The following is a 20,649-nucleotide window of genomic DNA, read 5'->3' on the forward strand; positions in this document are numbered from 1 at the left end:
GATGGGACTGGTGCTGGCGCTGACAGGCTGTCAGCAGGCCACTCCTGACGCTGATCGGCCCGAAACCTCGCGGCAGTTCCCGCGCGCCTGGCGGCCGGTTTCGGCGCTGGGCGGCAACGATTTCGCCAGCGAAGACCAGCGCGACAATCTGGGTGAAGCCAAGGTCGTGATGGACCTGGCCCGGATCGGCGCAGGCACCACCGTGGCCGATATCGGCGCGGGCGAGGGCTATTACACCGTGCGCCTGGCCGAACGCGTGGGTGCCAAGGGGCGGGTGCTGGCCGAAGATATCGATCCGGGCGCGATCCAGCGGCTGGGTCAGCGGGTCGAGCGTGATCGACTCGACAATGTTTCGATCAAAACCGGCACGCCAGATGATCCGCGCCTGCCGGACAATTCGTTCGACCGGATCTTTCTGGTCCACATGTACCACGAAGTCGGCGAACCTTATGCCTTCCTCTGGCGGCTGCGCCCGGCACTGCGCGCCGGCGGGCAAGTGATCGTGGTCGATGCCGATCGGCCGACCGACCAGCATGGCATGCCGCCAGAGCTGCTTTTCTGTGAATTTCAGGCGGTGGGCTTTCGCTTGGCTGAATTTGTCCGTAAGCCCGAACTGAAGGGCTATTACGCGCAGTTCGAGGCGAGCGGAGAGAGACCGGAGCCTGCTGCGATCAAGCCGTGCAATACGGCCAAGGGAAAGACGGGGACGCAATGAGTTTCAAGGGGTTGAAGCCGATTCTCTATGGTGGTCGCGAAGTGTGGCCACTGGTTGAGGGCGGCAAGGGTGTGGCTGTTTCCAACCATGCCAGCTCTGGCGCCTGGGCGGCGGCGGGCGGCATCGGCACGGTCAGCGCGGTCAATGCCGACAGCTATGATCCCCAGGGCAAGATCGTCCCCCAGATCTATGATGCGCTGACCCGCAAGGAACGGCACGATCAATTGGTCCAGTTCGGGATCAGGGGCGGGGTCGAACAGGTCCAGCGCGCGCATGACATTGCCGGGGGCAATGGCGCGATCAATATCAACGTGCTGTGGGAAATGGGCGGCGCACAGCAGATTCTGGAAGGCGTGCTGGAACGCACCCGGGGGCTGGTCACCGGCGTCACTTGCGGCGCAGGCATGCCCTACAAGCTCAGCGAGATCGCGGCGCGCTTCAACGTCCACTACCTGCCGATCATCAGCTCTGCCCGCGCGTTTCGCGCGCTGTGGAAGCGGGCCTATCACAAGGTCGCCGAACTGATGGCGGCGGTGGTCTATGAAGACCCGTGGCTGGCGGGCGGGCACAACGGCCTGTCCAACGCCGAGGATCCGCGCGTGCCGCAGGATCCCTATCCCCGGGTCAAGGCCCTGCGCGATACCATGCGCGCCGAAGGGATTGCCGATAGCGTGCCGATCGTCATGGCCGGGGGCGTTTGGTTCCTGCGTGACTGGGAAGACTGGATCGACAATCCGGAACTGGGTCAGATCGTGTTCCAGTTCGGCACCCGCCCGCTGTTGACCCAGGAAAGCCCGATCCCGCAGCCCTGGAAAGACCATTTGCGCACGCTGGAACCGGGCGATGTCCTGCTCCACCGCTTTTCCCCCACTGGCTTCTACAGCTCGGCGGTGCGCAATCCCTTCCTGCGCAATCTTGAGGAACGCTCGGACCGGCAGATCCCCTATTCGCGGGTTGAGGCGGGTGAGCATACTGTGCAGCTGGACGTGGGCGTCAAGGGCAAGAACTTCTGGGTTGTTCCGGCGGATCGCGAACGCGCGCGGGGCTGGGCCAATGCCGGCTTTACCAGCGCGCTGCGCACACCCGACGATACGGTGATCTTCGTCACTCCCGAAGAACGTGAGCTGATCCGCAAGGATCAGGCTGAATGCATGGGCTGCCTGTCACACTGCGGGTTTTCGGCGTGGAAGGATCATGACGATTTTTCGACCGGCTACCTCGCCGATCCGCGCAGCTTCTGCATCCAGAAGACCTTGCAGGAAATCGCTCATGGCGGCCCGATAGACGAGAACCTGATGTTCGCGGGCCACGCGGCGTTCAATTTCAAGACCGACCCGTTCTATTCGAACAACTTCACCCCCACGGTGAAGCAGCTGGTCGACCGGATCCTGACCGGGGATTGAGCGGCTGCGGGTGGTGAGCGAAGCAGGTCCGCCAAGCCTGGGATTGTGGGCGCAGGAAGCGCTGCAGATACCTGCGCTGCTGGCCAGCCCGTTGCTGCGCGCGGTGCCGGTTCCGCCCGGTGGGGGCCGCCCAGTGATGGTCCTGCCGGGCTATCTCACCACCGATATGTCATCGGTCCGGTTGCGCCGTTCGCTGAATGCCGCAGGTTATCGTGCGCATGGCTGGGAGCTGGGTCGCAACAACGGCGCGCGGGCGGATCTGTTGGAGCGTTTGTGCTTGCGGGTCAGCTCTCTGGCCGACCGGCATGGTCAGCCGGTCAGCCTGATCGGGTGGAGCCTGGGCGGAATTTTCGCGCGCGAAGTGGCCAAGCTGGCACCTGCGGAGGTCAGGCTGGTGATGACGCTGGGCAGCCCCTTTTCCGGCGATCCGCGCGCCAACAATGCCTGGCGGATCTATGAGCTGCTCAACGACCATCCGGTCGATCGCCCGCCGCTGCAAGTCGACATTCCGGTCAAGCCGCCAGTGACCACGATTGCGCTGTGGTCCGCCAGGGATGGGATCGTGTCCGCCAGCTCGGCGCGCGGGCTGGCAGGGGAAAGCGATCTGCAGGTTGAGGTCGATTGCCGCCACCTCAACTTCGCGCGATCTGCGCGGGCGATCCGGGTGATCGGGCAAGTGCTGGCACAGCACCTGGCCTAATCAGTCTCGCGCGGATCCTCGCCAAAGCGGTTGGTTCCGGCACTGCCCGGGATCAGGCACAGCGCCACTGCGCCAAGGTTGGTCGCGATTGCCAGCCAGTCCAGCGGCCAGATCAGCCGGTCCAGCTGCAGGTTCGCCCCGATCCCGCCGTTCAGGCCAATGATCCCCCGCACCAGCGGCAGCAGCAGGCCGGGCAGCAATAACCACACCCAGCGACCGCTGCGCCCGCCATCGTGGCAGCGCCTTACGAACAGCGACGCGAACGGCAGGGCAAGCACAGCGCCAAGACCCAGATCGGCTTCACGCGGCAGATCCTGTCCGGCGATCAGTTCGCCCAATGACAGCAGCAACGGGACGAGCCACAAGGCGGTCACCGCATAGACGGCCAGATCGGTGCGGCGGGCCCGCCCGGAAAAGCGGAACGTTCCGCGCAGGACGCGCTTCAGGCTGGGGATGAAGCCGGGATAGGCAGGCGCGCGGGCCTGCACTTCCGGCTCAGTCAAATTCCCAGGCCCGTTCGCCATGGCTAGCCAGGTCCAGCCCCTCACGCTCGTCGTCTTCGCTGACCCGCATCGGCAGGACCAGGCTGACCAGCACGGCGATCAGCGCCGTGGCGACGGCCGACCAGACCGCGACCACGCCCACGCCGATGAACTGTGCAGCCAACTGCGAGATCATGGTCTTGCCCTCGGCATAGCCGGTGCCGCCAAGGTCGCTCGACAGGAACACCGCCAGCAGCAGTGAGCCGACCATGCCGCCCACCCCATGGACCGCGAATACGTCGAGCGAATCGTCGATCTTGAGCTTGCCCTTGACGATCTGGATCATCGGATAGCAGACCAGTGCCGCGACCACGCCGATCAGCAGAGCCGCACCGGGCGAGACAAAGCCCGCCGCCGGAGTGATCGTGGCCAGCCCCGCGACCGCGCCGGTCGCAAAACCGACGCTGGTCGGCTTGCCCACGGTGAACCGTTCGACCAGCAGCCAGACCATCGCCGCCGCGCAGGCACCCATGTGCGTGTTGATGATCGCGCTCGCCGCATCGTCGTTTGCCGCCAGCGCCGAACCGCCGTTGAATCCGAACCAGCCGACCCACAGCAAAGCTGCCCCTGCCATGGTCAGCGAAGGCGCATGCGGCAGCATCAGCGTGCGGGGAAAGCCCTGGCGCTTGCCGAGCAGTGCGGCGGCGACCAGTGCGGAAATCCCCGCGGTGGTGTGGACCACAATCCCGCCGGCAAAATCGAGTGTACCCATGGTCTTGGCCAGCCAGCCGCCGCCCCAGACCCAGTGCGCCACCGGCGCATAGACCAGCAGGCCCCACAGCGCGCAAAACGCGATAACCCAGCCAAACCGCGCACGGTCAACCCAGGCACCGGCCATCAGCGCCGGAGTGATCGCGGCAAAGGTTAGCTGGAACAGCGCGAACGAACTTTCCGGAACGGTCAGCCCTTCGCGCACATTGCCCAGATCGATCAGCATCCAGGCATTACCCGCCCCCAGCCAGCCGTTGGTGACGTGGCCGAAAGCCATGGTGTAACCGCAGATCACCCAGATCATCGATGCCACCGCGGCGATCGCGCCGACCTGCACCAGCACGGCCAGAAAGTTCTTGGCCCGCACCAGCCCGCCATAGAACAGCGTCAGCCCTGGCATGGTCATCATCAGCACCAGCGCGGACGAGATCAGGATCCAGGCGGTATCGCCGGTATCGGCCACATCAACGGCGGCGTCCTGGGCAAGGGCGGCAGCCGGAGCCAGCGCGGCCACGGCGGCCAGGCCAAGGGCGGTCAGTTTGCGCATCGGTAGATTTCTCCCCACGCCGTTCTTGCGGCGATTCCTCGCCGGGCGGCTTAGAGCAATGATCGCATATTAGGCAAGCCGGAGCGCGAACGGATGTTGCGCCAATCCGGGATTATGCCCAGCCGTCCAGCACCTGATCGGGCGGGCGGTGGCCATCGACCCAGAAACGGATATTGGCGATCACCTTTTCCCCGGCATGCTCACGCCCTTCCAGCGTGGCGCTGCCAAGGTGGGGCAGGGTGATGACATTGGGCAGCGCGATCAGCCGCGGATCAACCTTGGGCTCGCGGGCATAGACATCCAGCCCGGCCCCGCCCAGATGCCCGCTTTGCAGCGCGCTGATCAGCGCATCCTCGTCAATCAGGTCACCACGGGCGGTGTTGATCAGATAGGCGCCTTGCTTCATCATGGCGAGCCGCGCGGTGTTGACCACGTGGTGTGTGGCGGGGCCCGCCGGGCAATGCAGGCTCAGCACGTCCGCTTCGGCAAATAGCCGGTCCAGATCGGCTTCATAGCGGGCGCCCAGCATGGTTTCGAAGCTGGCGGGCAGGCGGTGGCGGTTGTGATAGACCACTTCCATGCCAAAGGCCCGCGCCCGGTGGGCCACGGCCTGACCGATCCGGCCCATGCCGACAATCCCCAGCCGCTTGCCGCCGATGCAGCGGCCAAGCAGCGCCGAGGGTGCCCAGCCGGTCCATTGCCCATCGCGCACCAGCCGGCTGCCTTCACCCAAGCGGCGCGGGACCGACAGGATCAGCATCATCGTCAGGTCCGCAGTATCGTCGGTAAAGACCCCGGGGGTATTGGTGACCAGAATCTTGCGGGACCGGGCGGCGGCAAGGTCAATATGTTCGGTTCCCGCCCCGAAATTGGCGATCAGGCCCAGCCGGTCCCCGGCTTCGGCCAGCATTTCGGCGTCGATCCGGTCCGTCACGGTGGGCACCAGCACGTCTGCTTCGCGCATGGCGGCGATCAGGTCTGACCGGGTCAGCGGCAAGTCGGCGGGATTGAGCACCGCGTCGAACAGTTCCCGCATCCGCGCCTCTACGGCCGGCATCAGGTGACGGGTCACGACCACGCGCGGTTTGCCGTGGACGCGGCGGGCGAGGGGGGTGTCAGAGACAACGGTCATTGGCTTATCCGCTAGGACTTTGCCCGGGGGCCGGTCAAGCGGCTTGAACCGATGCGGGTGCGAAGGGTAACAGCGACTCATGCAACTGCGCCTGAAATTGCCCGTCCTGCTCGCCGCGTTGGCGCTTTGTGCGCCGCTGCGGGCAGCCGATGACCCCAAAGTACCCTATTGGGCCTCGATCCGCCCCGATGAAGTCAACATGCGGGTTGGTCCGGGGGAAGAGTATCATATCCTGTGGGTCTATCGCCGCCAGCATCTGCCGCTCAAGGTTCTGCGGCTCAAGGAAGCCTGGCGCTTTGTGCGGGATCCCGATGGGGCCCAGGGCTGGATCCACCAGCGCTTCCTGACCCGCCAGCGCGGCGGTCATATAGTGGGCAAAGGCCTGGCTGACATGCGCGAAAGCGGCGATGGCGGGGCCAGGCTGTTGTGGCGGCTCGCGCCGGGGGTAACCGGCCGGCTGGGCGAGTGCGGCAATGGCTGGTGCGCGTTCACCGTGGGGGAACGCAAGGGCTTTGTCGAGCAAAGCCGCCTGTGGGGCGCGGGCGAACCCTGATCGGTTCGCCCGGCACCGATCGTTCTAACGGGTGCGGCGGAAGTCGCGACGGTCTTCGCGCAATTCATGCTTGGCACGGGCCAGTTCACGGCGTTCCACTTTGGCGCGATGCCAGTTCTTGTTGGCGACGGCGCGGTGCAGCTGGCGCTTTTCATGCTGGACGGCGGCATGATCGCGGCGCAGCTCGGCGCGGGTAGTGTGGGCCTGGGCGGCAACCGGAAGAGTCAGACCGCCGACGATTGCAAGGGCGATAAGCTTGGCCTTCATGGGTGTTCTCCTGCTGGGTCATGTCGATTTTGCGACCGGGCCGAGGGAGGGGGGAGCCCGGTCGCAGCAGCAGAATTAAGGCCGCAAAAATGAATGCCAGCGAAACAGCCGGGCTGTTTCACTGGCATTCGTGTCTCAAACTGTCGCAGGATTTGCGCCATTTGTCGCACCCCCTGAACGATCAGGCAGGTGCGGGCCGGGCGCTAGTTCGCCTTGGGCCGGATGGTCAGCACCGCGCCTTTGGCATCAGTAGCGGTGAAGCTGCCGTCTGCTGCCGGAGCGCTGTCGGTAAAGCATTCCGCCGGGGCCGAGCCTGACGGATCGAAGCAGGTCTTGCCATCGACCAGCTTGACCAGCCCGGCGACGCGGTGGCCTTTGCCATCATCGTCGACATAGGTGCCATCGGCATTGATCGTGGTTGATCCAACCGCTTTGCCATCTGCACCGAACACTTCAAACGTCCCCGTGGCAAGGGTCGCGGCGGCCTGGGGAGCAGCGGCATCGCTGGCCGCGGCTTCGCTGGCTGCGGGCGCGGCTTCCTCAGCGGATTTGCTGCAACCGGACAAGGCAGTGGCCGCGGCAAGGGCGGCAATCAGTAGGCTGTTACGCATGATCGGGCATCCTGTTGTTATGGCTGCGTTTTGGCGTGCTTGCGCCAAAACGCAGGTTATCACCCCAACCGGTGCCCGACAAGCGCGGCGTCAGACCAGTTCAACTGCCACCGCAGTCGCTTCGCCGCCGCCGATGCACAGGCTGGCAATGCCCCTGGTTTTGCCGTGGCGCTTGAGCGCGGCGATCAGCGTGGTGACGATCCGCGCACCGGACGCCCCGATCGGGTGGCCCAGCGCGGTTGCGCCGCCGTGGACGTTGATCTTGCCATGATCGATGCCCAGGTCGTGCATCGCGAACATCGCGACGCAGGCGAAAGCTTCGTTGACTTCGAACAGATCGACATCGCCAATCGCCCAGCCGGCCTTGGCCAGCACCTTGTTGATCGCGCCGACCGGGGCGACAGTGAAGTCCTTGGGTTCCTGCGCATGGGCGGCCATGGCGATCACGCGGGCGACCGGGGTCAGGCCTTTGGCCGTGGCAACGCTCTGGCGGGTCAGGACCATCGCGGCAGCGCCGTCGCTGATTGAGCTGGAGGTGGCGGCGGTGATCGTGCCGTCCTTGGCGAAGGCGGGCTTCAGTGTCGGGATCTTGTCCGGGCGGCCCTTGCCGGGCTGCTCATCGGTATCGACCACCACTTCCCCCGCACGGCTGACCACGGTCACCGGGACCACTTCGTCAACAAAAGCCCCTTCGCTGATCGCAGCCTGGGCGCGGCGCAGCGATTCGATCGAATAGCTGTCCTGCGCCTCGCGCGTCAGTTGATAGGCATTTGCGGTATCCTGCGCGAAAGTGCCCATCGCGCGGCCGGCTTCATAGGCGTCTTCCAGCCCGTCAAGGAACATGTGGTCATAGGCCGTATCGTGCCCGATCCGCGCGCCCGAGCGGTGCTTTTTGAGCAAGTAGGGCGCATTGGTCATGCTTTCCATGCCGCCCGCAACGACCAGATCGATCGAGCCCGAAGCGAGCGCTTCTGCGCCCATGATCAGGGTCTGCATACCCGATCCGCAAACCTTGTTGACCGTGGTCGCCTGGACCGATTTGGGCAGCCCGGCCTTGATCGTGGCCTGCCGGGCCGGGGCCTGACCAAGCCCGGCGGGCAGCACGCAGCCCATATAGACACGCTCTACGTCGGCCCCGTCCACCCCGGCGCGGGCCACGGCACCCTTGATCGCGGTGGCACCAAGGTCGGTCGCCGAAACATCAGCCAGCGCGCCTTGCATGCCGCCCATCGGGGTGCGGGCATAGGACAGGATCACGACGGGATCGGCGGCGGAGAACGTGGCCATGACAGTGCCTTTCAGTAAGGGAAGCGCGAGTCCTGCCGACGCATAATGCTGCACTGCATCATTGGCAATCGCGCAGTTGCCGCGCTGCTTGACTTGCCAAGCGGACGCAACTGCGGAACAAGGTCGCAAATCAAAACGGAGGGGACGCCGTGTCCGATACTGAAATTGCCCGCCTGCAGACCGTGCTTGATGCGCAGCGCGCTGCCTTTACCGCTGCCTTGCCCGAACCGATGTCGGTCCGGCGTGACCGGATCGATCGGGCGATTGCCCTGCTGGTCGATCACAAGGATGCCTTCGCCAAGGCGGTCAGCGCGGACTTTGGCCATCGCAGCACCGAGCAGACATTGATGAGCGACGTGATGCCTTCTGTCAGTGCGCTCAAGCATGCCCGCAAGCATTTCGAAGCCTGGAGCCGCGATGACAAGCGCAGCCCGATGTTCCCGCTTGGCCTGATCGGGGCCAAGGCCAAGGTGATGTACCAGCCCAAGGGCGTGGTCGGAGTGATCGCCCCGTGGAACTTCCCGGTGGGCATGGTCATGGTGCCGATGGCCGGGATCCTGGCTGCCGGCAACCGCGCGATGATCAAGCCGAGCGAATTCACCGAGCGCGTCGCCGACCTGTTTGCCGAACTGGTGCCGCAGTACTTCGCCGAAGCGGAAATGGCGGTGTTCACCGGCGGGGTCGAGGTTGGCACCGCGTTCAGCAAGCTCGCCTTCGATCACCTGATTTTCACCGGGGCGACCAGCGTGGGCAAGCATATCATGCGCGCCGCGGCGGACAATCTGGTGCCGGTGACCCTGGAACTGGGCGGCAAAAGCCCGACCTTCATCGGCCGCAGCGCCAACAAGGCCCAGGCCGGTGAGCGGATCGCCATGGGCAAGATGATGAACGCCGGGCAGATCTGCCTTGCCCCCGATTACCTGCTGGTCGCCAAGGATCAGGAAGGCGAAATGATCGAGAGCGTCAGCAAGGGCGTTGCGGCGATGTACCCCACATTGCTGGCGAACGATGACTATACCTCGGTGGTCAACGGCCGGAACTTTGAGCGGCTGCAGGGCTATCTGGCCGACGCGAAAGAGAAGGGGGCCGAGCTGATCGAGGTCAACCCGGCGGGCGAGGACTTCAAGTCGAGCAATGGCAACAAGATGCCGCTGACCATAGTCCGGAACGTCACCGAGGACATGAAAGTGATGCAGGAAGAGATCTTTGGTCCGATCCTGCCGGTGATGACCTATGACTCGATCGATCAGGCGATCGATTATGTGAACGACCACGACCGCCCGCTGGGGCTGTACTACTTCGGGCAGGACAAGGTCGAGGAGCAGAAGGTGCTGAGCCGGACGATCTCGGGCGGGGTCACGGTCAACGACGTGCTGTTCCACAACGCCATGGAAGACCTGCCGTTCGGCGGGGTCGGACCATCGGGCATGGGCAATTACCACGGGATGGACGGGTTCAAGACCTTCAGCCACGCCCGCGCGGTCTATCGTCAGGCCGGGCTGGACGTGGGCAAGCTGTCCGGGTTCAAGCCGCCCTATGGCAAGCAGACTCAGGCCACACTGAAGCGCGAGCTGAAGAAGTAGGGCACCTGCCCTTCGAAGGTCACAAAGGTCACAAAGGTCACAAAGGTCACAAAGGTCACAAAGGTCACGCGAAAACGCTGTTTTCACTTGTGTGACCTTTGTCACCCACCGATGGGCGAGCGGACTTGGGCCGGGGTCTGGACAAGGGTAGCAGCCTGCCGTCTGGCCGGCCTGCCGCAACAATTGGAAAGAACCTGCGAATCGTCTTACCAGATCGCGGGCCTGTAGGAAAATTTCACCGGAATTGCGGGCTTCCCCCACTTGCGCCCGTGGCCTGCCGGGACTAGGGCGCGCACATCCCTTGGCAAGGCTGATTCCGGCCCCAGAAAGGCACTGTTCGTGGTCGATTTATCGCAATACCTGCCGATCCTGATCTATTTGGGGATCGCGTTCGCGCTGTCATCGCTGTTCGTGTTCCTGCCGATGGGGGTTTCCCGCCTGACGGGTTCGCATCAGCCCAATGCGGAAAAGAACAGCGAATACGAATGCGGCTTCCCCGCGTTTGAGGATCCGCGCAGCCAGTTTGACGTACGCTTCTATCTGGTGGCGATCCTGTTCATCGTGTTCGATCTGGAAGCGGCCTATCTGTTTCCCTGGGCGGTCAGCCTGAAGGAAGTGGGCTGGGCCGGCTGGCTGGCAATGATGGTATTCCTGGCGGAACTGGCCATTGGCCTCGCCTATGCATGGAAAGTGGGAGCGCTGGATTGGGAATGAGCACGCTCGTAAACAGCGCCGGACAGCCGATTTCGTCGGGGCAGGGGATCGTCCCGCCCGATCAGGGCTTTTTCAACGACCTTAACAGCGAAGTGCATGACAAGGGCTTCCTCGTCACCAGCACCGAAGACCTGTTTCAGTGGGCGCGCACCGGCAGCCTGTGGTGGATGACCTTCGGCCTCGCCTGCTGCGCGGTGGAGATGATCCACGTCAACATGCCGCGGTACGACATGGAACGCTTCGGCGTCGCCCCGCGCGCCTCTCCGCGTCAATCGGATGTGATGATCGTGGCGGGCACGCTGTGCAACAAGATGGCCCCGGCGCTGCGCAAGGTCTATGACCAGATGTCAGAGCCCAAATACGTCATCTCGATGGGCAGCTGCGCCAATGGCGGCGGCTATTACCACTACAGCTACAGCGTCGTGCGCGGGTGTGACCGGATCGTGCCGGTGGACATTTATGTGCCCGGCTGCCCCCCCACGGCTGAAGCGCTGCTTTATGGCGTGATGCAATTGCAGCGCAAGATCCGCCGGATCGGGACGGTTGAGCGATGAGTCAGAATTTTCCTGCACACCCTTTGCCGTTCGTGTCGAGCGAAGTCGAGACACTTGGACGCAGCGTGTCTCGACTTCGCTCGACACGAACGGAGGTTGGTTCCAAATGACTGTCCTCCACTCCGCCCCCCGCTTCACCTCGAACGAGGGCGTGCTCGCTGCGCTGACCAAGGCGCTTGGCAGCAAGCTGGTGTCAGGTCATGAGGCCCACGGCGAAGTCGTACTCACCGTGGCCCGCGCCGAAATCGCCAATGCGCTGCGGCAATTGCGCGATGAACACGAATACCAGCAGCTGATGGAAATCGCCGGGGCCGATTACCCCGACCGGGCCGAACGCTTCGAAGTGGTCTACATGCTGCTCAGCGTGACAAAGAACCACCGCGTGATCGTCAAGACCACCGCCTCGGAAAGCACTCCGGTGCCGACCGTGACCACGCTCTGGCCGGTCGCGGGCTGGTTAGAGCGCGAAGTGTTCGACATGTACGGCGTGATTTTCGAAGGCAACACGGATCTCCGCCGGATCCTGACCGACTATGGCTTCGAAGGGCACCCCTTCCGCAAGGACTTCCCGCTGACCGGCTATGTTGAATTGCGCTATTCCGAGGAAGCCAAGCGCGTGGTCTATGAACCGGTCAAGCTGCCGCAGGACCTGCGCCAGTTCGACTTCATGAGCCCGTGGGAAGGTGCGGACTATGTGCTGCCGGGTGACGAAAAAGCTGAAGGGGACAAGAAGTGAGCTTCACCCTGGAAGAATCGCCGACCACCGGAGATGAAGTCATCACCAACTACACGATCAACTTCGGGCCTCAGCACCCGGCGGCGCACGGCGTGCTGCGCATGGTGCTGGAACTCGATGGCGAAATCATCGAACGGGTCGATCCGCACGTCGGGCTGCTCCATCGCGGCACCGAAAAGCTGATTGAAAACAAGACCTACCTGCAGGCGCTGCCCTATTTCGACCGGCTCGACTATTGCTCGCCGCTCGGGATGGAGCACAGCTACGTTCTGGCGATTGAAAAGTTGCTCAATCTGGAAGTGCCGCTGCGGGGCCAGTACCTGCGCGTGCTGTTTGCCGAGCTGACCCGGATCTGCAACCACATGCTCAACATGGGTTCGCACGTGATGGATGTCGGCGCGATGACGCCGAACCTGTGGATGTTCGAAGTGCGCGAGGACTGCCTCAACTTCTTCGAACGTGCGAGCGGCGCGCGGATGCACTCTGCGTGGTTCCGCCCCGGCGGGGTCCATCAGGACGTCCCGCAGGCGCTGCTCGACGATATCGGAGTGTGGCTGGAAAAGCGCATGCCGACCCTGTTCGAAGACGCCATGTCGCTGGTGGTCGACAACCGCATCTTCAAGCAGCGCAATGTCGATATTGCCAAGGTCAGCAAGGAAGACGCGCTGGCCTGGGGCTTTTCCGGCCCGATGATCCGCGCCGCCGGCATCCCGTGGGATCTGCGCAAGAGCCAGCCTTATGACGTCTATGACCGGATGCAGTTCGAAATCCCGGTCGGCACCAACTCTGATTGCTATGACCGCTTCATGGTCCGGGTGGAGGAAGTGCGCCAATCCGCCAAGATAATCCAGCAGTGCCTGCGTGAAATGCCAGATGGCCCGGTCGCTTCGGACGACCGCAAGGTTTCGCCGCCCAAGCGCGCGGAAATGAAGCAGTCGATGGAAAGCCTGATCCACCACTTCAAGCTCTACACCGAAGGCTTCCACGTGCCCGCTGGCGAAGTCTATGTCGCCACCGAAAGCCCCAAGGGTGAATTCGGCGTCTATCTGGTCAGCGACGGCAGCAACAAGCCGTACCGCTGCAAGATCCGCCCGACCGCGTTCAGCCACCTTCAGGCGATGGACTTCATGTGCAAGGGCCACATGCTCCCCGACGCAACCGCCATCCTCGGCGCGATCGACGTGGTGTTCGGGGAGTGTGACCGGTGATGATGAAACTCGTCAGTTTGGCTCGGCGCTTGCCCTGGCCGTTGCACGTTCTGTTCGCCTTCATCTCTAATGGCGCCCATTCGCCGCCGGATCGCAAGGTGCCTGGGAAAGGCAAGCGCAATGCCTGACCGCCTCGCCATCGCCACCCAGATGATCGCGCACTACAACGCGCAGGATGCCGACGCCTATGTCGCGCTGATGACCGACGATGCCTGCGAAGCCAGCTATCGCGGTGCGGTGCTGCGCGATGGCAAGGAAGGCGTGCGCGCCGGGTTGAAGGCGATGTTCGCGGAATTTCCGGAAAACCGTGCGGAGATCATCGAGGGCTACCACCTTGGCGACTATGCCGTGCTGCATGAAAAAGTGTGGCGCTCGAACGCTTCCGAGCCGTTCGAAGTCATGTCCGTCTATTCGTTCGAGGGCGACAAGTGCTCTCGCGTGGAGTTCATTCGTTAATGGCTGATCGTCATCTCGAACCCGATAGCCCCGAACTGCGCGCGCGCTGGGGCAGCTTTGCCTTCAACGCGGCGTGGGATACCAAGGCCAAGGCGGCGATCGCGCGCTATCCTGCCGGGCGCCAGCGCTCGGCCGTGATGGCGCTGCTCGACTATGCCCAGCGCCAGGTGGGTGAGGAAACCCAGACCCAGGGCTGGCTGCCGATCCCGGTGATGGAATATGTCGCGAAGTACCTCGACATGCCGATCATCCGCGTGGTCGAGGTCGCCTCGTTCTACACCATGTACAATCTGGTGCCGGTCGGCCGGTTCCACGTGCAGGTCTGCGGCACCACGCCCTGCATGCTGCGCGGCAGCGATGACATCATGGCCGCCTGCAAGGCGCGGGGCATGCACAAGGGCCACACCACCGATGACGGGATGTGGACTCTGACCGAAGTCGAATGCATGGGCAATTGCGCCTCCGCGCCGATGGTCCAGATCAACGACGACAATTTCGAAGACCTGACCGCTGACCGGCTGAACACCGTGCTCGATGCGCTGGCCAAGGGCGAAAGCCCCAAGGCCGGAACGCAGGAACCCGGCCGCCACACGGTCGAGCCGCTGGGTGGGCCGACCACGCTGACGGCGATGGTTTCGGCCAACCACGACTATCGGAAGGAGTGGTAAGCCATGTCACTTGAGGACAAGGACCGCATCTTCACCAACGTCTACGGCTATCAGCCGTGGAACCTGAAGGCTGCGCAGGCGCGCGGGGATTGGGACAATACCAAGGCCCTGCTGGCGCTCGGCCAGGACAAGATCATTGATGAGATGAAGGCCAGCGGCCTGCGCGGGCGCGGCGGGGCCGGGTTCCCGACCGGGCTCAAGTGGTCGTTCATGCCCAAGGAATCGAAGGACGGCCGTCCCAGCTTCCTCGTCATCAACGCCGACGAGTCCGAACCCGGCAGCTGCAAGGACCGCGAAATCATCCGCCACGATCCGCACAAGCTGATCGAAGGCGCGCTGGTCGCTGGTTTCGCGATGCGCGCGCGCGCCGCCTATATCTACATTCGCGGCGAATATATCCGTGAGGCCGAAGTGCTCGTCGCCGCCGTGCAGGAAGCCTATGACGCCGGGCTGCTGGGCAAGAACGCGGCCAAGAGCGGCTATGATTTCGACGTCTTCGTCCACCGCGGCGCGGGCGCCTATATCTGCGGTGAAGAAACCGCGATGATCGAAAGCATCGAGGGCAAGAAAGGCCAGCCCCGGCTCAAGCCGCCGTTCCCGGCCGGCGCTGGGCTCTATGGCTGCCCGACCACGGTCAACAATGTCGAATCGATCGCGGTTGCCCCCACAATCCTGCGGCGCGGCGCGGCCTGGTTCTCCAGCTTTGGGCGGGATAACAACAAGGGCACCAAGCTGTTCCAGATCAGCGGGCACGTGAACAAGCCCTGCGTGGTCGAAGAAGCCATGTCGATCCCGTTCAGCGAACTGATCGAAAAGCACTGCGGCGGCATTCGCGGCGGGCGGGACAATCTGCTCGCGGTGATCCCGGGCGGCAGCTCGGTCCCGCTGGTTCCGGCGGCCGAGATCTGGGACGCGCCGATGGACTTTGATGGCCTTCGCGCGGTCGGCTCGGGCCTTGGCACCGCCGCCGTGATCGTGATGGACAAGAGCACCGACATCGTCCGCGCGATCAGCCGCCTGTCGCACTTCTACATGCACGAAAGCTGCGGCCAGTGTACGCCCTGCCGCGAAGGCACCGGCTGGATGTACCGCGTGATGGAACGCCTGCGCACCGGCGATGCCGACGTGGCGGAAATCGACATGCTGCACGATGTGACCAAACAGGTCGAAGGCCACACCATCTGCGCCCTGGGCGACGCGGCCGCCTGGCCGATCCAGGGCCTGATCCGCCACTTCCGCCCCGAGCTGGAGCGCCGGATCGCGGAGAATGTGCGGGAGGCGGCGGAGTGAGTACCGTTGAGCAATACTTCGCAATTTTGGGCGGCGCTATCGTGCTCATCGTTATGGGCAAATTCATCAGCATGCTAGTGAGCGGGACATTCCCCAATGACAAGTCAAGTGGTGAGGGAATGTCGGATGCTTCAGGAGCAGGCGACGGTGGAGGTTCCCACTAATGCCTAAAGTAACCGTCGACGGCATCGAACTCGAAGTCCCGCAGGGCGCTACGGTCCTGCAAGCGTGCGAGCTGGCGGGGAAAGAAATTCCGCGCTTTTGCTATCATGAGCGGCTGTCCATCGCCGGCAATTGCCGGATGTGTCTGGTCGAAGTCGCGCCCGGGCCGCCCAAGCCGCAGGCGAGCTGTGCGCTGCCTGCCGCCGAAGGGCAGGTGATCAAGACCGACAGCCCGATGGTCAAGAGGGCGCGCGAAGGGGTGATGGAGTTCCTGCTCATCAACCACCCGCTCGATTGCCCGATCTGCGACCAGGGCGGCGAATGCGATCTGCAGGACCAGTCGGTCGCCTATGGGCGCGGGTCCAGCCGGTTCCACGAGCACAAGCGCGCCGTGACTGAAAAGTACATGGGCCCGCTGATCAAGACCACCATGACGCGGTGCATCCAGTGCACCCGCTGCGTGCGCTTTTCCGAAGAGATCGCCGGGGTCGATGAAATCGGCGCGCTCTATCGTGGCGAAAACATGCAGATCACGACCTATCTGGAAAAGGCCGCGACGCATGAGCTTTCGGCCAATGTGATCGACCTGTGCCCGGTCGGCGCGCTGACCAGCGGGCCTTATGCGTTCGAAGCCCGCCCGTGGGAACTGAAGAAGACCCTGTCGATCGACGTATCCGACGCACTGGGCAGCAACGTGCGGCTCGACAGTCGCGGCCGCGAAGTGCTGCGCATCCTGCCGCGCGTCAACGATGACGTGAACGAGGAATGGCTGTCCGACAAGGGCCGCTATCAGGTCGATGGCCTGATGAAACGCCGGCTTGACCGGCCCTATGTCCGCCGTGACGGCAAGCTCGTTCCCGCGAGCTGGGACGAGGCGTTTGCCGCCGTCGCCAGCGTCAATCCGGGCAAGTCGGTCGCGGTGATCGCGGGCGATCTGGTCGATTGCGAAACGATGTTTGCGGCCAAGGCACTGGCCGGGGCGCTCGGCTCCAGCCTGCTTGAAGGGCGGCAGACGGGCCTGAGCTACGATTGCTCGAACCTCGCGGCGGTCAACTTCAATTCGGGCCTGGCCGGGATCGAGGATGCCGACGCGCTGCTGATCGTGGGCAGCCATGTGCGCTGGGAAGCCCCGGTGCTTAATCCGCGACTGCGCAAGGCGGCGATGCGCGGGGCCAAGGTCTACGTGGTCGGCCCGCATTGGGACGCGACCTATCCGGTTACCAACCTCGGCAACGATCTTGCGGTGCTGGGCAAGCTGCCCAAGGATGCCGACGAAGTGTTCAAGAGCGCGCAGCGTCCGGCGCTGATCATCGGCGGGGCCGGGCTGGGCAAGGGCGCGCTCGATGCGTGCCTCGCGCTGGCTGAAAAGTACAAGCTGGTGCGCGCCACTGACTCTGGGGCATGGAACGGCTTCAACGCGCTGCACATGGCGGCCAGCCGCATGGGCGGGCTGATGCTGGGCTATGCGCAAACGGGCGGGATCGCCGATCTGGTTGCCGCCAAGCCCAAGCTGGTGCTCTCGCTAGGCGCGGACGAGGTGGACTATACGAAGTTCGCCGGTTCGACCGTGGTCTATATCGGCCATCACGGCGACAAGGGCGCGCATGCGGCTGACGTAGTGCTGCCGGGCGCGGCCTTCACCGAAAAGCCGGGCACCTATGTCAACACCGAAGGCCGGGTGCAGCTGGCCGACAAGGCCGTGTTCGCACCGGGCGACGCGCGTGAGGACTGGACCGTGCTGCGCGCCTTGGCCGATGCGATGGGCGTCTCGGTCGGGTTCGACAGCTTTGACGAATTGCGCGCGGCGATGGCCAAAGCGGTTCCGGCGCTCGGCCGCGAAGGTCTTGCCGATTACGGCGCGCTGCCCAAGGGCAAGGCCGGGGCGAGCGGCGTGATCGACGCTTATCCGATCAAGGACTTCTACCTCACCAACCCGATCGCCCGCGCCAGCGAGACGATGCAGCGCTGTTCGGCAGAACTGCTCCACGGGGAAAGCTTTGCGGAGGCGGCGGAATGAAACGCGCCATTTCCCACAAATCCGTCACCCTGAACTTGTTTCAGGGTCCATCGCTCGGCACGGCCGGTGGTAGATGGATGAGAGCGACCTTGCGGCTCGGTGGTCTTGCCACTGCGTCTTTTGGGCGGATGGCACGATGGACCCTGAAACAAGTTCAGGGTGACGAACTTGGGGTTATGTCATGAGCTGGCTTGATCGCGGTATGACGGCCAATTTCCAGTCCTGGTTTGGCTGGTCGCACGAAGTTGCCTGGGCTTCGGCAACCATCCTCGGCATCCTGCTGATCGCGTTGCCGCTGATGCTCAGCGTGGCGATGATCATCTATGCCGATCGCAAGATCTGGGCGGCGATGGCGCTGCGGCGCGGGCCGAACGTGGTTGGGCCGCTTGGGCTGCTGCAGTCGTTCGCCGACGGGCTGAAGGTGTTCCTGCAGGAAACCATCATTCCCAGCGCGTCGAACAAGGCGCTGTTCCTGCTCGCGCCGATCATCACCTTTACCGTCGCGTTGATGGCCTGGGCGGTGATCCCGTTCAATTCGGGCGCGATCCTGGCCGATATCAATGTCGGGCTGCTCTATGTCCTCGCGGTCAGTTCGCTCGGCGTTTACGGCACGGTGATCGCGGGCTGGTCGTCGAATTCGAAGTACCCGTTCTTCTCGGCCATGCGCGCTTCGGCGCAGATGATCTCCTACGAAGTGTCGATCGGGTTCATCCTGATCTGCGTGGTGCTGTGGGCCGGCACGTTCAACATGAACGGCATCGTCATGGCGCAAAAGGGCCACGTGTTCGGCCTGATCAACGGCTTCGTCGCCAATCCGCTGCTGTTCCCGATGTGGGTGATGTTCCTGATTTCGGGCATGGCCGAAACTCAGCGTGCGCCGTTCGACCTGACCGAAGCGGAAAGCGAATTGGTCGCCGGGTATCAGACCGAATACTCCTCGATGAGCTTCGCGCTCTACTGGCTGGGTGAGTACGCGAACGTCCTGCTGATGTGCGCGCTCAACGCCGTGCTGTTCTGGGGTGGCTACCTGCCGCCGCTGGACCTGCCGGTGCTCTATCTGGTGCCGGGCTGGATCTGGCTGTTCGGCAAGATCCTGTTCTTCTTCTTCGTGTTCTCGTGGGTCAAGGCCACGGTCCCGCGCTATCGCTATGACCAGCTGATGCGGCTGGGCTGGAAGGTCTTCCTCCCCGTTTCGCTGTTCTGGGTGTTCCTGGTCAGCGGTTACCTCATGTACACAGGACACTTCTCATGAGCGTCGCACAGCTCATCAAGAGCTTCACCCTGTGGGAGTTCGTGAAGGCGCATTGGCTGACCTTGAAGTATTTCTTCAAGCCCAAGGCGACGATCAACTATCCCTTCGAGAAGAACCCGCTTTCGCCGCGTTTCCGCGGTGAGCATGCGCTGCGCCGGTATCCCAACGGCGAGGAACGCTGCATTGCCTGCAAGCTGTGCGAGGCGACTTGCCCGGCGCAGGCGATCACGATCGAAGCCGAACCGCGTGAGGACGGCAGCCGCCGCACCACGCGGTACGACATCGACATGACCAAATGCATCTTCTGCGGCTTTTGCCAGGAAGCCTGCCCGGTCGATGCCATCGTCGAAGGGCCGAACTTCGAATATGCGACCGAGACGCACGAAGAACTGCTTTACGACAAGGCCAAACTGCTGGCGAACGGGGACAAGTGGGAGCGGGCAATCGCCGCGAACCTTGAAGCCGATGCGCCGTATCGATAGGGGGCCCGCGATGAACCTTCTCCCTATGTCCGTTCGTGTCGAGCGTAGTCGAGACACCACCCACAGCGCCAGCGTGTCTCGACTTCGCTCGACACGAACGGGACCGGGTGAGTTTTTGGTAAGGTCGGCGTGATGATCCAGGTTCTTGCCTTCTATCTGTTCGCCGCCCTGACGATTGCCGCCGGGGCCTTCACGATCCTGTCGCGCAACCCGGTTCATTCGGTGCTGTGGCTGATCGTGGCCTTCTTCAACGCCGCCGGGCTGATGGTGCTGTGCGGCGCGGAATTCATCGCGATGCTGCTGGTGATTGTCTATGTCGGCGCGGTCGCGGTGTTGTTCCTGTTCGTGGTGATGATGCTCGACATCGATTTCGCCACGCTGCGCGCCGGTTTCATCCGCAACATGCCCTTGGGGCTGGTGCTGGCCGTGGTGCTGCTGGCCGAGGTACTGATCGGCCTTGGCGCGCTGGGTGCGGGCGGAATCAAGCTGGGCACGCCTGATGGCAGCGCCGCGCCGCTGGCCGGGGCAAGCAACATCGAGGCAATCGGGGCGCTGCTTTACAGCAAGTACCTGTTCCTGTTCGAAGCGGCCGGGCTGGTCCTGCTGGTGGCCATGGTCGGCGCGATTGTGCTGACCCACCGCCAGCGCAGCGGTGTGCGCGGCCAGAACGTGGCCAAGCAGAACGCGCGGCGTCCGGATGAGGCAACGTTCAATGCATCGCCCGAAGTGGGCAAGGGGGTCCAGCTGTGATCGGCATCGAACATTACGTCATCGTCAGCTCGGTGCTGTTCGTGCTGGGCGTGCTGGGGATCTTCCTCAACCGCAAGAACGTGATCGTCATCCTGATGGCGATCGAACTGATCCTGCTGGCGGTGAACCTCAACCTGGTCGCGTTCAGCAGCTTTTTGCATGACCTGACCGGTCAGATTTTCGCCATGTTCGTGCTGACTGTGGCGGCCGGTGAAGCCGCTGTGGGGCTGGCGATCCTGGTGATCTATTTCCGCGATCGCGGGACCATTGCGGTTGACGATGTCAACCAGATGAAGGGGTAAGACAGTC

23 protein-coding genes and 1 pseudogene are annotated in these 20,649 nt (G+C 63.6%); 18 read left to right on the forward strand and 6 right to left on the reverse strand.

Annotation, left to right across the window (positions count from 1 at the left end; all coding sequences use genetic code 11):
* Position 1: 1 nt before the first annotated feature.
* From MNBBLIKP_RS13670 to MNBBLIKP_RS13680, 3 genes are read left to right on the forward strand one after another with little or no spacing between them, the layout of a single operon-like run.
* A complete protein-coding gene (locus tag MNBBLIKP_RS13670) occupies positions 2–715 on the forward strand; it encodes a class I SAM-dependent methyltransferase (protein ID WP_088310803.1) in 714 nt (237 codons plus the stop codon).
* On the forward strand, positions 712–2,118 hold the full coding sequence (locus MNBBLIKP_RS13675; protein WP_088310804.1) for an NAD(P)H-dependent flavin oxidoreductase: 1,407 nt from the start codon (positions 712–714) through the stop codon (positions 2,116–2,118). Before MNBBLIKP_RS13670 ends, MNBBLIKP_RS13675 begins: the two co-directional genes overlap by 4 nt.
* A gap of 13 nt (positions 2,119–2,131) precedes the next feature.
* On the forward strand, positions 2,132–2,818 hold the full coding sequence (locus MNBBLIKP_RS13680) for an esterase/lipase family protein (RefSeq protein ID WP_088310805.1): 687 nt from the start codon (positions 2,132–2,134) through the stop codon (positions 2,816–2,818).
* On the opposite strand, the gene MNBBLIKP_RS13685 is transcribed toward MNBBLIKP_RS13680, so the two are convergent.
* From MNBBLIKP_RS13685 to MNBBLIKP_RS13695, 3 genes are all read right to left on the reverse strand, one after another.
* On the reverse strand, positions 2,815–3,321 hold the full coding sequence (locus MNBBLIKP_RS13685; RefSeq protein ID WP_176399778.1) for a DUF805 domain-containing protein: 507 nt from the start codon (positions 3,319–3,321) through the stop codon (positions 2,815–2,817). The two genes, MNBBLIKP_RS13680 and MNBBLIKP_RS13685, sit on opposite strands and share 4 nt — an antisense overlap.
* Positions 3,314–4,618 (reverse strand): ammonium transporter, encoded by a 1,305-nt coding sequence (locus tag MNBBLIKP_RS13690; RefSeq protein WP_088310807.1) that lies wholly within the window; start codon positions 4,616–4,618, stop codon positions 3,314–3,316. Before MNBBLIKP_RS13690 ends, MNBBLIKP_RS13685 begins: the two co-directional genes overlap by 8 nt.
* A gap of 112 nt (positions 4,619–4,730) precedes the next feature.
* Positions 4,731–5,750 (reverse strand): 2-hydroxyacid dehydrogenase, encoded by a 1,020-nt coding sequence (locus tag MNBBLIKP_RS13695; protein ID WP_088310808.1) that lies wholly within the window; start codon positions 5,748–5,750, stop codon positions 4,731–4,733.
* Between the two features lie 79 nt (positions 5,751–5,829).
* Here MNBBLIKP_RS13695 and MNBBLIKP_RS13700 point away from each other — a divergent pair, with 79 nt between their 5' ends.
* Positions 5,830–6,303, forward strand: coding sequence for an SH3 domain-containing protein (locus MNBBLIKP_RS13700; protein WP_088310809.1), 474 nt, complete (start codon positions 5,830–5,832; stop codon positions 6,301–6,303).
* A 24-nt stretch (positions 6,304–6,327) separates the two neighbouring features.
* Here MNBBLIKP_RS13700 and MNBBLIKP_RS13705 read toward each other — a convergent pair whose 3' ends face one another.
* From MNBBLIKP_RS13705 to MNBBLIKP_RS13715, 3 genes are all read right to left on the reverse strand, one after another.
* Positions 6,328–6,570 (reverse strand): hypothetical protein, encoded by a 243-nt coding sequence (locus MNBBLIKP_RS13705; protein ID WP_088310810.1) that lies wholly within the window; start codon positions 6,568–6,570, stop codon positions 6,328–6,330.
* A gap of 203 nt (positions 6,571–6,773) precedes the next feature.
* A complete protein-coding gene (locus MNBBLIKP_RS13710) occupies positions 6,774–7,181 on the reverse strand; it encodes a hypothetical protein (RefSeq protein ID WP_088310811.1) in 408 nt (135 codons plus the stop codon).
* Positions 7,182–7,271: 90 nt separating this feature from the next.
* Positions 7,272–8,468 carry a thiolase family protein gene (locus tag MNBBLIKP_RS13715; RefSeq protein WP_088310812.1) on the reverse strand — a complete coding sequence of 399 codons (1,197 nt, stop codon included), beginning with the start codon at positions 8,466–8,468 and terminating at the stop codon, positions 7,272–7,274.
* A gap of 149 nt (positions 8,469–8,617) precedes the next feature.
* On the opposite strand from MNBBLIKP_RS13715, the gene MNBBLIKP_RS13720 reads away from it, so the two are divergent.
* The 14 genes and pseudogenes from MNBBLIKP_RS13720 to nuoK all read left to right on the forward strand — a co-directional run bounded on the left by MNBBLIKP_RS13720 (position 8,618) and on the right by nuoK (position 20,642).
* Positions 8,618–10,051, forward strand: a complete 1,434-nt coding sequence (locus MNBBLIKP_RS13720) for a coniferyl aldehyde dehydrogenase (protein ID WP_088310813.1) — start codon at positions 8,618–8,620, stop codon at positions 10,049–10,051.
* 339 nt (positions 10,052–10,390) lie between these two features.
* The gene (gene ndhC, locus MNBBLIKP_RS13725; protein WP_088310814.1) at positions 10,391–10,765 is read left to right on the forward strand and encodes an NADH-quinone oxidoreductase subunit A; all 375 of its coding nucleotides are present in this window, start codon (positions 10,391–10,393) and stop codon (positions 10,763–10,765) included.
* Positions 10,762–11,319 (forward strand): NuoB/complex I 20 kDa subunit family protein, encoded by a 558-nt coding sequence (locus MNBBLIKP_RS13730; RefSeq protein WP_088310815.1) that lies wholly within the window; start codon positions 10,762–10,764, stop codon positions 11,317–11,319. Before ndhC ends, MNBBLIKP_RS13730 begins: the two co-directional genes overlap by 4 nt.
* A gap of 106 nt (positions 11,320–11,425) precedes the next feature.
* Positions 11,426–12,037 (forward strand): annotated as a pseudogene (locus MNBBLIKP_RS13735) (NADH-quinone oxidoreductase subunit C); the annotation flags it as partial.
* Positions 12,038–12,051: 14 nt separating this feature from the next.
* Positions 12,052–13,263, forward strand: coding sequence for an NADH-quinone oxidoreductase subunit D (locus MNBBLIKP_RS13740; RefSeq protein ID WP_088310817.1), 1,212 nt, complete (start codon positions 12,052–12,054; stop codon positions 13,261–13,263).
* Positions 13,263–13,391, forward strand: coding sequence for a hypothetical protein (locus MNBBLIKP_RS18315; protein WP_254913056.1), 129 nt, complete (start codon positions 13,263–13,265; stop codon positions 13,389–13,391). The genes MNBBLIKP_RS13740 and MNBBLIKP_RS18315 overlap by 1 nt, the downstream gene beginning before the upstream one ends.
* On the forward strand, positions 13,384–13,719 hold the full coding sequence (locus MNBBLIKP_RS13745) for a nuclear transport factor 2 family protein (RefSeq protein WP_088310818.1): 336 nt from the start codon (positions 13,384–13,386) through the stop codon (positions 13,717–13,719). Before MNBBLIKP_RS18315 ends, MNBBLIKP_RS13745 begins: the two co-directional genes overlap by 8 nt.
* Positions 13,719–14,387 carry a complex I 24 kDa subunit family protein gene (locus MNBBLIKP_RS13750; protein WP_088310819.1) on the forward strand — a complete coding sequence of 223 codons (669 nt, stop codon included), beginning with the start codon at positions 13,719–13,721 and terminating at the stop codon, positions 14,385–14,387. Before MNBBLIKP_RS13745 ends, MNBBLIKP_RS13750 begins: the two co-directional genes overlap by 1 nt.
* Before the next feature lie 3 nt (positions 14,388–14,390).
* Complete coding sequence (gene nuoF / locus MNBBLIKP_RS13755) at positions 14,391–15,677, forward strand: NADH-quinone oxidoreductase subunit NuoF (protein WP_088310820.1); 1,287 nt, start codon at positions 14,391–14,393, stop codon at positions 15,675–15,677.
* 163 nt (positions 15,678–15,840) lie between these two features.
* Positions 15,841–17,856: an NADH-quinone oxidoreductase subunit NuoG gene (gene nuoG, locus MNBBLIKP_RS13760; RefSeq protein WP_088310821.1), complete on the forward strand. Its 2,016-nt coding sequence runs from the start codon at positions 15,841–15,843 to the stop codon at positions 17,854–17,856.
* 202 nt (positions 17,857–18,058) lie between these two features.
* On the forward strand, positions 18,059–19,108 hold the full coding sequence (nuoH, locus tag MNBBLIKP_RS13765) for an NADH-quinone oxidoreductase subunit NuoH (protein WP_088310936.1): 1,050 nt from the start codon (positions 18,059–18,061) through the stop codon (positions 19,106–19,108).
* Entirely contained in the window at positions 19,105–19,590 is a 486-nt protein-coding gene (gene nuoI, locus MNBBLIKP_RS13770) for an NADH-quinone oxidoreductase subunit NuoI (RefSeq protein WP_088310822.1), read from the forward strand. Before nuoH ends, nuoI begins: the two co-directional genes overlap by 4 nt.
* Positions 19,591–19,722: 132 nt before the next feature.
* Positions 19,723–20,340: an NADH-quinone oxidoreductase subunit J gene (locus tag MNBBLIKP_RS13775; protein ID WP_088310823.1), complete on the forward strand. Its 618-nt coding sequence runs from the start codon at positions 19,723–19,725 to the stop codon at positions 20,338–20,340.
* Positions 20,337–20,642 carry an NADH-quinone oxidoreductase subunit NuoK gene (nuoK, locus tag MNBBLIKP_RS13780; RefSeq protein WP_088310824.1) on the forward strand — a complete coding sequence of 102 codons (306 nt, stop codon included), beginning with the start codon at positions 20,337–20,339 and terminating at the stop codon, positions 20,640–20,642. Before MNBBLIKP_RS13775 ends, nuoK begins: the two co-directional genes overlap by 4 nt.
* Positions 20,643–20,649 lie beyond the last annotated feature (7 nt).

It is taken from the genome of Novosphingobium sp. B 225, assembly GCF_002198665.1.
In the GTDB taxonomy this organism is placed as follows: Bacteria; Pseudomonadota; Alphaproteobacteria; order Sphingomonadales; family Sphingomonadaceae; genus Novosphingobium.

Excerpts from the sequence above, each read along its gene's own strand:
- MNBBLIKP_RS13710 (WP_088310811.1), bottom strand. The coding sequence starts at position 7,181 with ATGCGTAACAGCCTACTGATTGCCGCCCTTGCCGCGGCCACTGCCTTG.
- nuoH (WP_088310936.1), top strand. The coding sequence starts at position 18,059 with ATGACGGCCAATTTCCAGTCCTGGTTTGGCTGGTCGCACGAAGTTGCC.
- nuoG (WP_088310821.1), top strand. The coding sequence starts at position 15,841 with ATGCCTAAAGTAACCGTCGACGGCATCGAACTCGAAGTCCCGCAGGGC.
- MNBBLIKP_RS13700 (WP_088310809.1), top strand. The coding sequence starts at position 5,830 with ATGCAACTGCGCCTGAAATTGCCCGTCCTGCTCGCCGCGTTGGCGCTT.
- MNBBLIKP_RS13695 (WP_088310808.1), bottom strand. The coding sequence starts at position 5,750 with ATGACCGTTGTCTCTGACACCCCCCTCGCCCGCCGCGTCCACGGCAAA.
- MNBBLIKP_RS13745 (WP_088310818.1), top strand. The coding sequence starts at position 13,384 with ATGCCTGACCGCCTCGCCATCGCCACCCAGATGATCGCGCACTACAAC.
- nuoI (WP_088310822.1), top strand. The coding sequence starts at position 19,105 with ATGAGCGTCGCACAGCTCATCAAGAGCTTCACCCTGTGGGAGTTCGTG.
- MNBBLIKP_RS13775 (WP_088310823.1), top strand. The coding sequence starts at position 19,723 with ATGATCCAGGTTCTTGCCTTCTATCTGTTCGCCGCCCTGACGATTGCC.
- MNBBLIKP_RS13675 (WP_088310804.1), top strand. The coding sequence starts at position 712 with ATGAGTTTCAAGGGGTTGAAGCCGATTCTCTATGGTGGTCGCGAAGTG.
- MNBBLIKP_RS13715 (WP_088310812.1), bottom strand. The coding sequence starts at position 8,468 with ATGGCCACGTTCTCCGCCGCCGATCCCGTCGTGATCCTGTCCTATGCC.
- MNBBLIKP_RS13730 (WP_088310815.1), top strand. The coding sequence starts at position 10,762 with ATGAGCACGCTCGTAAACAGCGCCGGACAGCCGATTTCGTCGGGGCAG.
- MNBBLIKP_RS13705 (WP_088310810.1), bottom strand. The coding sequence starts at position 6,570 with ATGAAGGCCAAGCTTATCGCCCTTGCAATCGTCGGCGGTCTGACTCTT.
- MNBBLIKP_RS13670 (WP_088310803.1), top strand. The coding sequence starts at position 2 with ATGGGACTGGTGCTGGCGCTGACAGGCTGTCAGCAGGCCACTCCTGAC.
- nuoF (WP_088310820.1), top strand. The coding sequence starts at position 14,391 with ATGTCACTTGAGGACAAGGACCGCATCTTCACCAACGTCTACGGCTAT.
- MNBBLIKP_RS13690 (WP_088310807.1), bottom strand. The coding sequence starts at position 4,618 with ATGCGCAAACTGACCGCCCTTGGCCTGGCCGCCGTGGCCGCGCTGGCT.
- MNBBLIKP_RS13750 (WP_088310819.1), top strand. The coding sequence starts at position 13,719 with ATGGCTGATCGTCATCTCGAACCCGATAGCCCCGAACTGCGCGCGCGC.
- MNBBLIKP_RS18315 (WP_254913056.1), top strand. The coding sequence starts at position 13,263 with ATGATGAAACTCGTCAGTTTGGCTCGGCGCTTGCCCTGGCCGTTGCAC.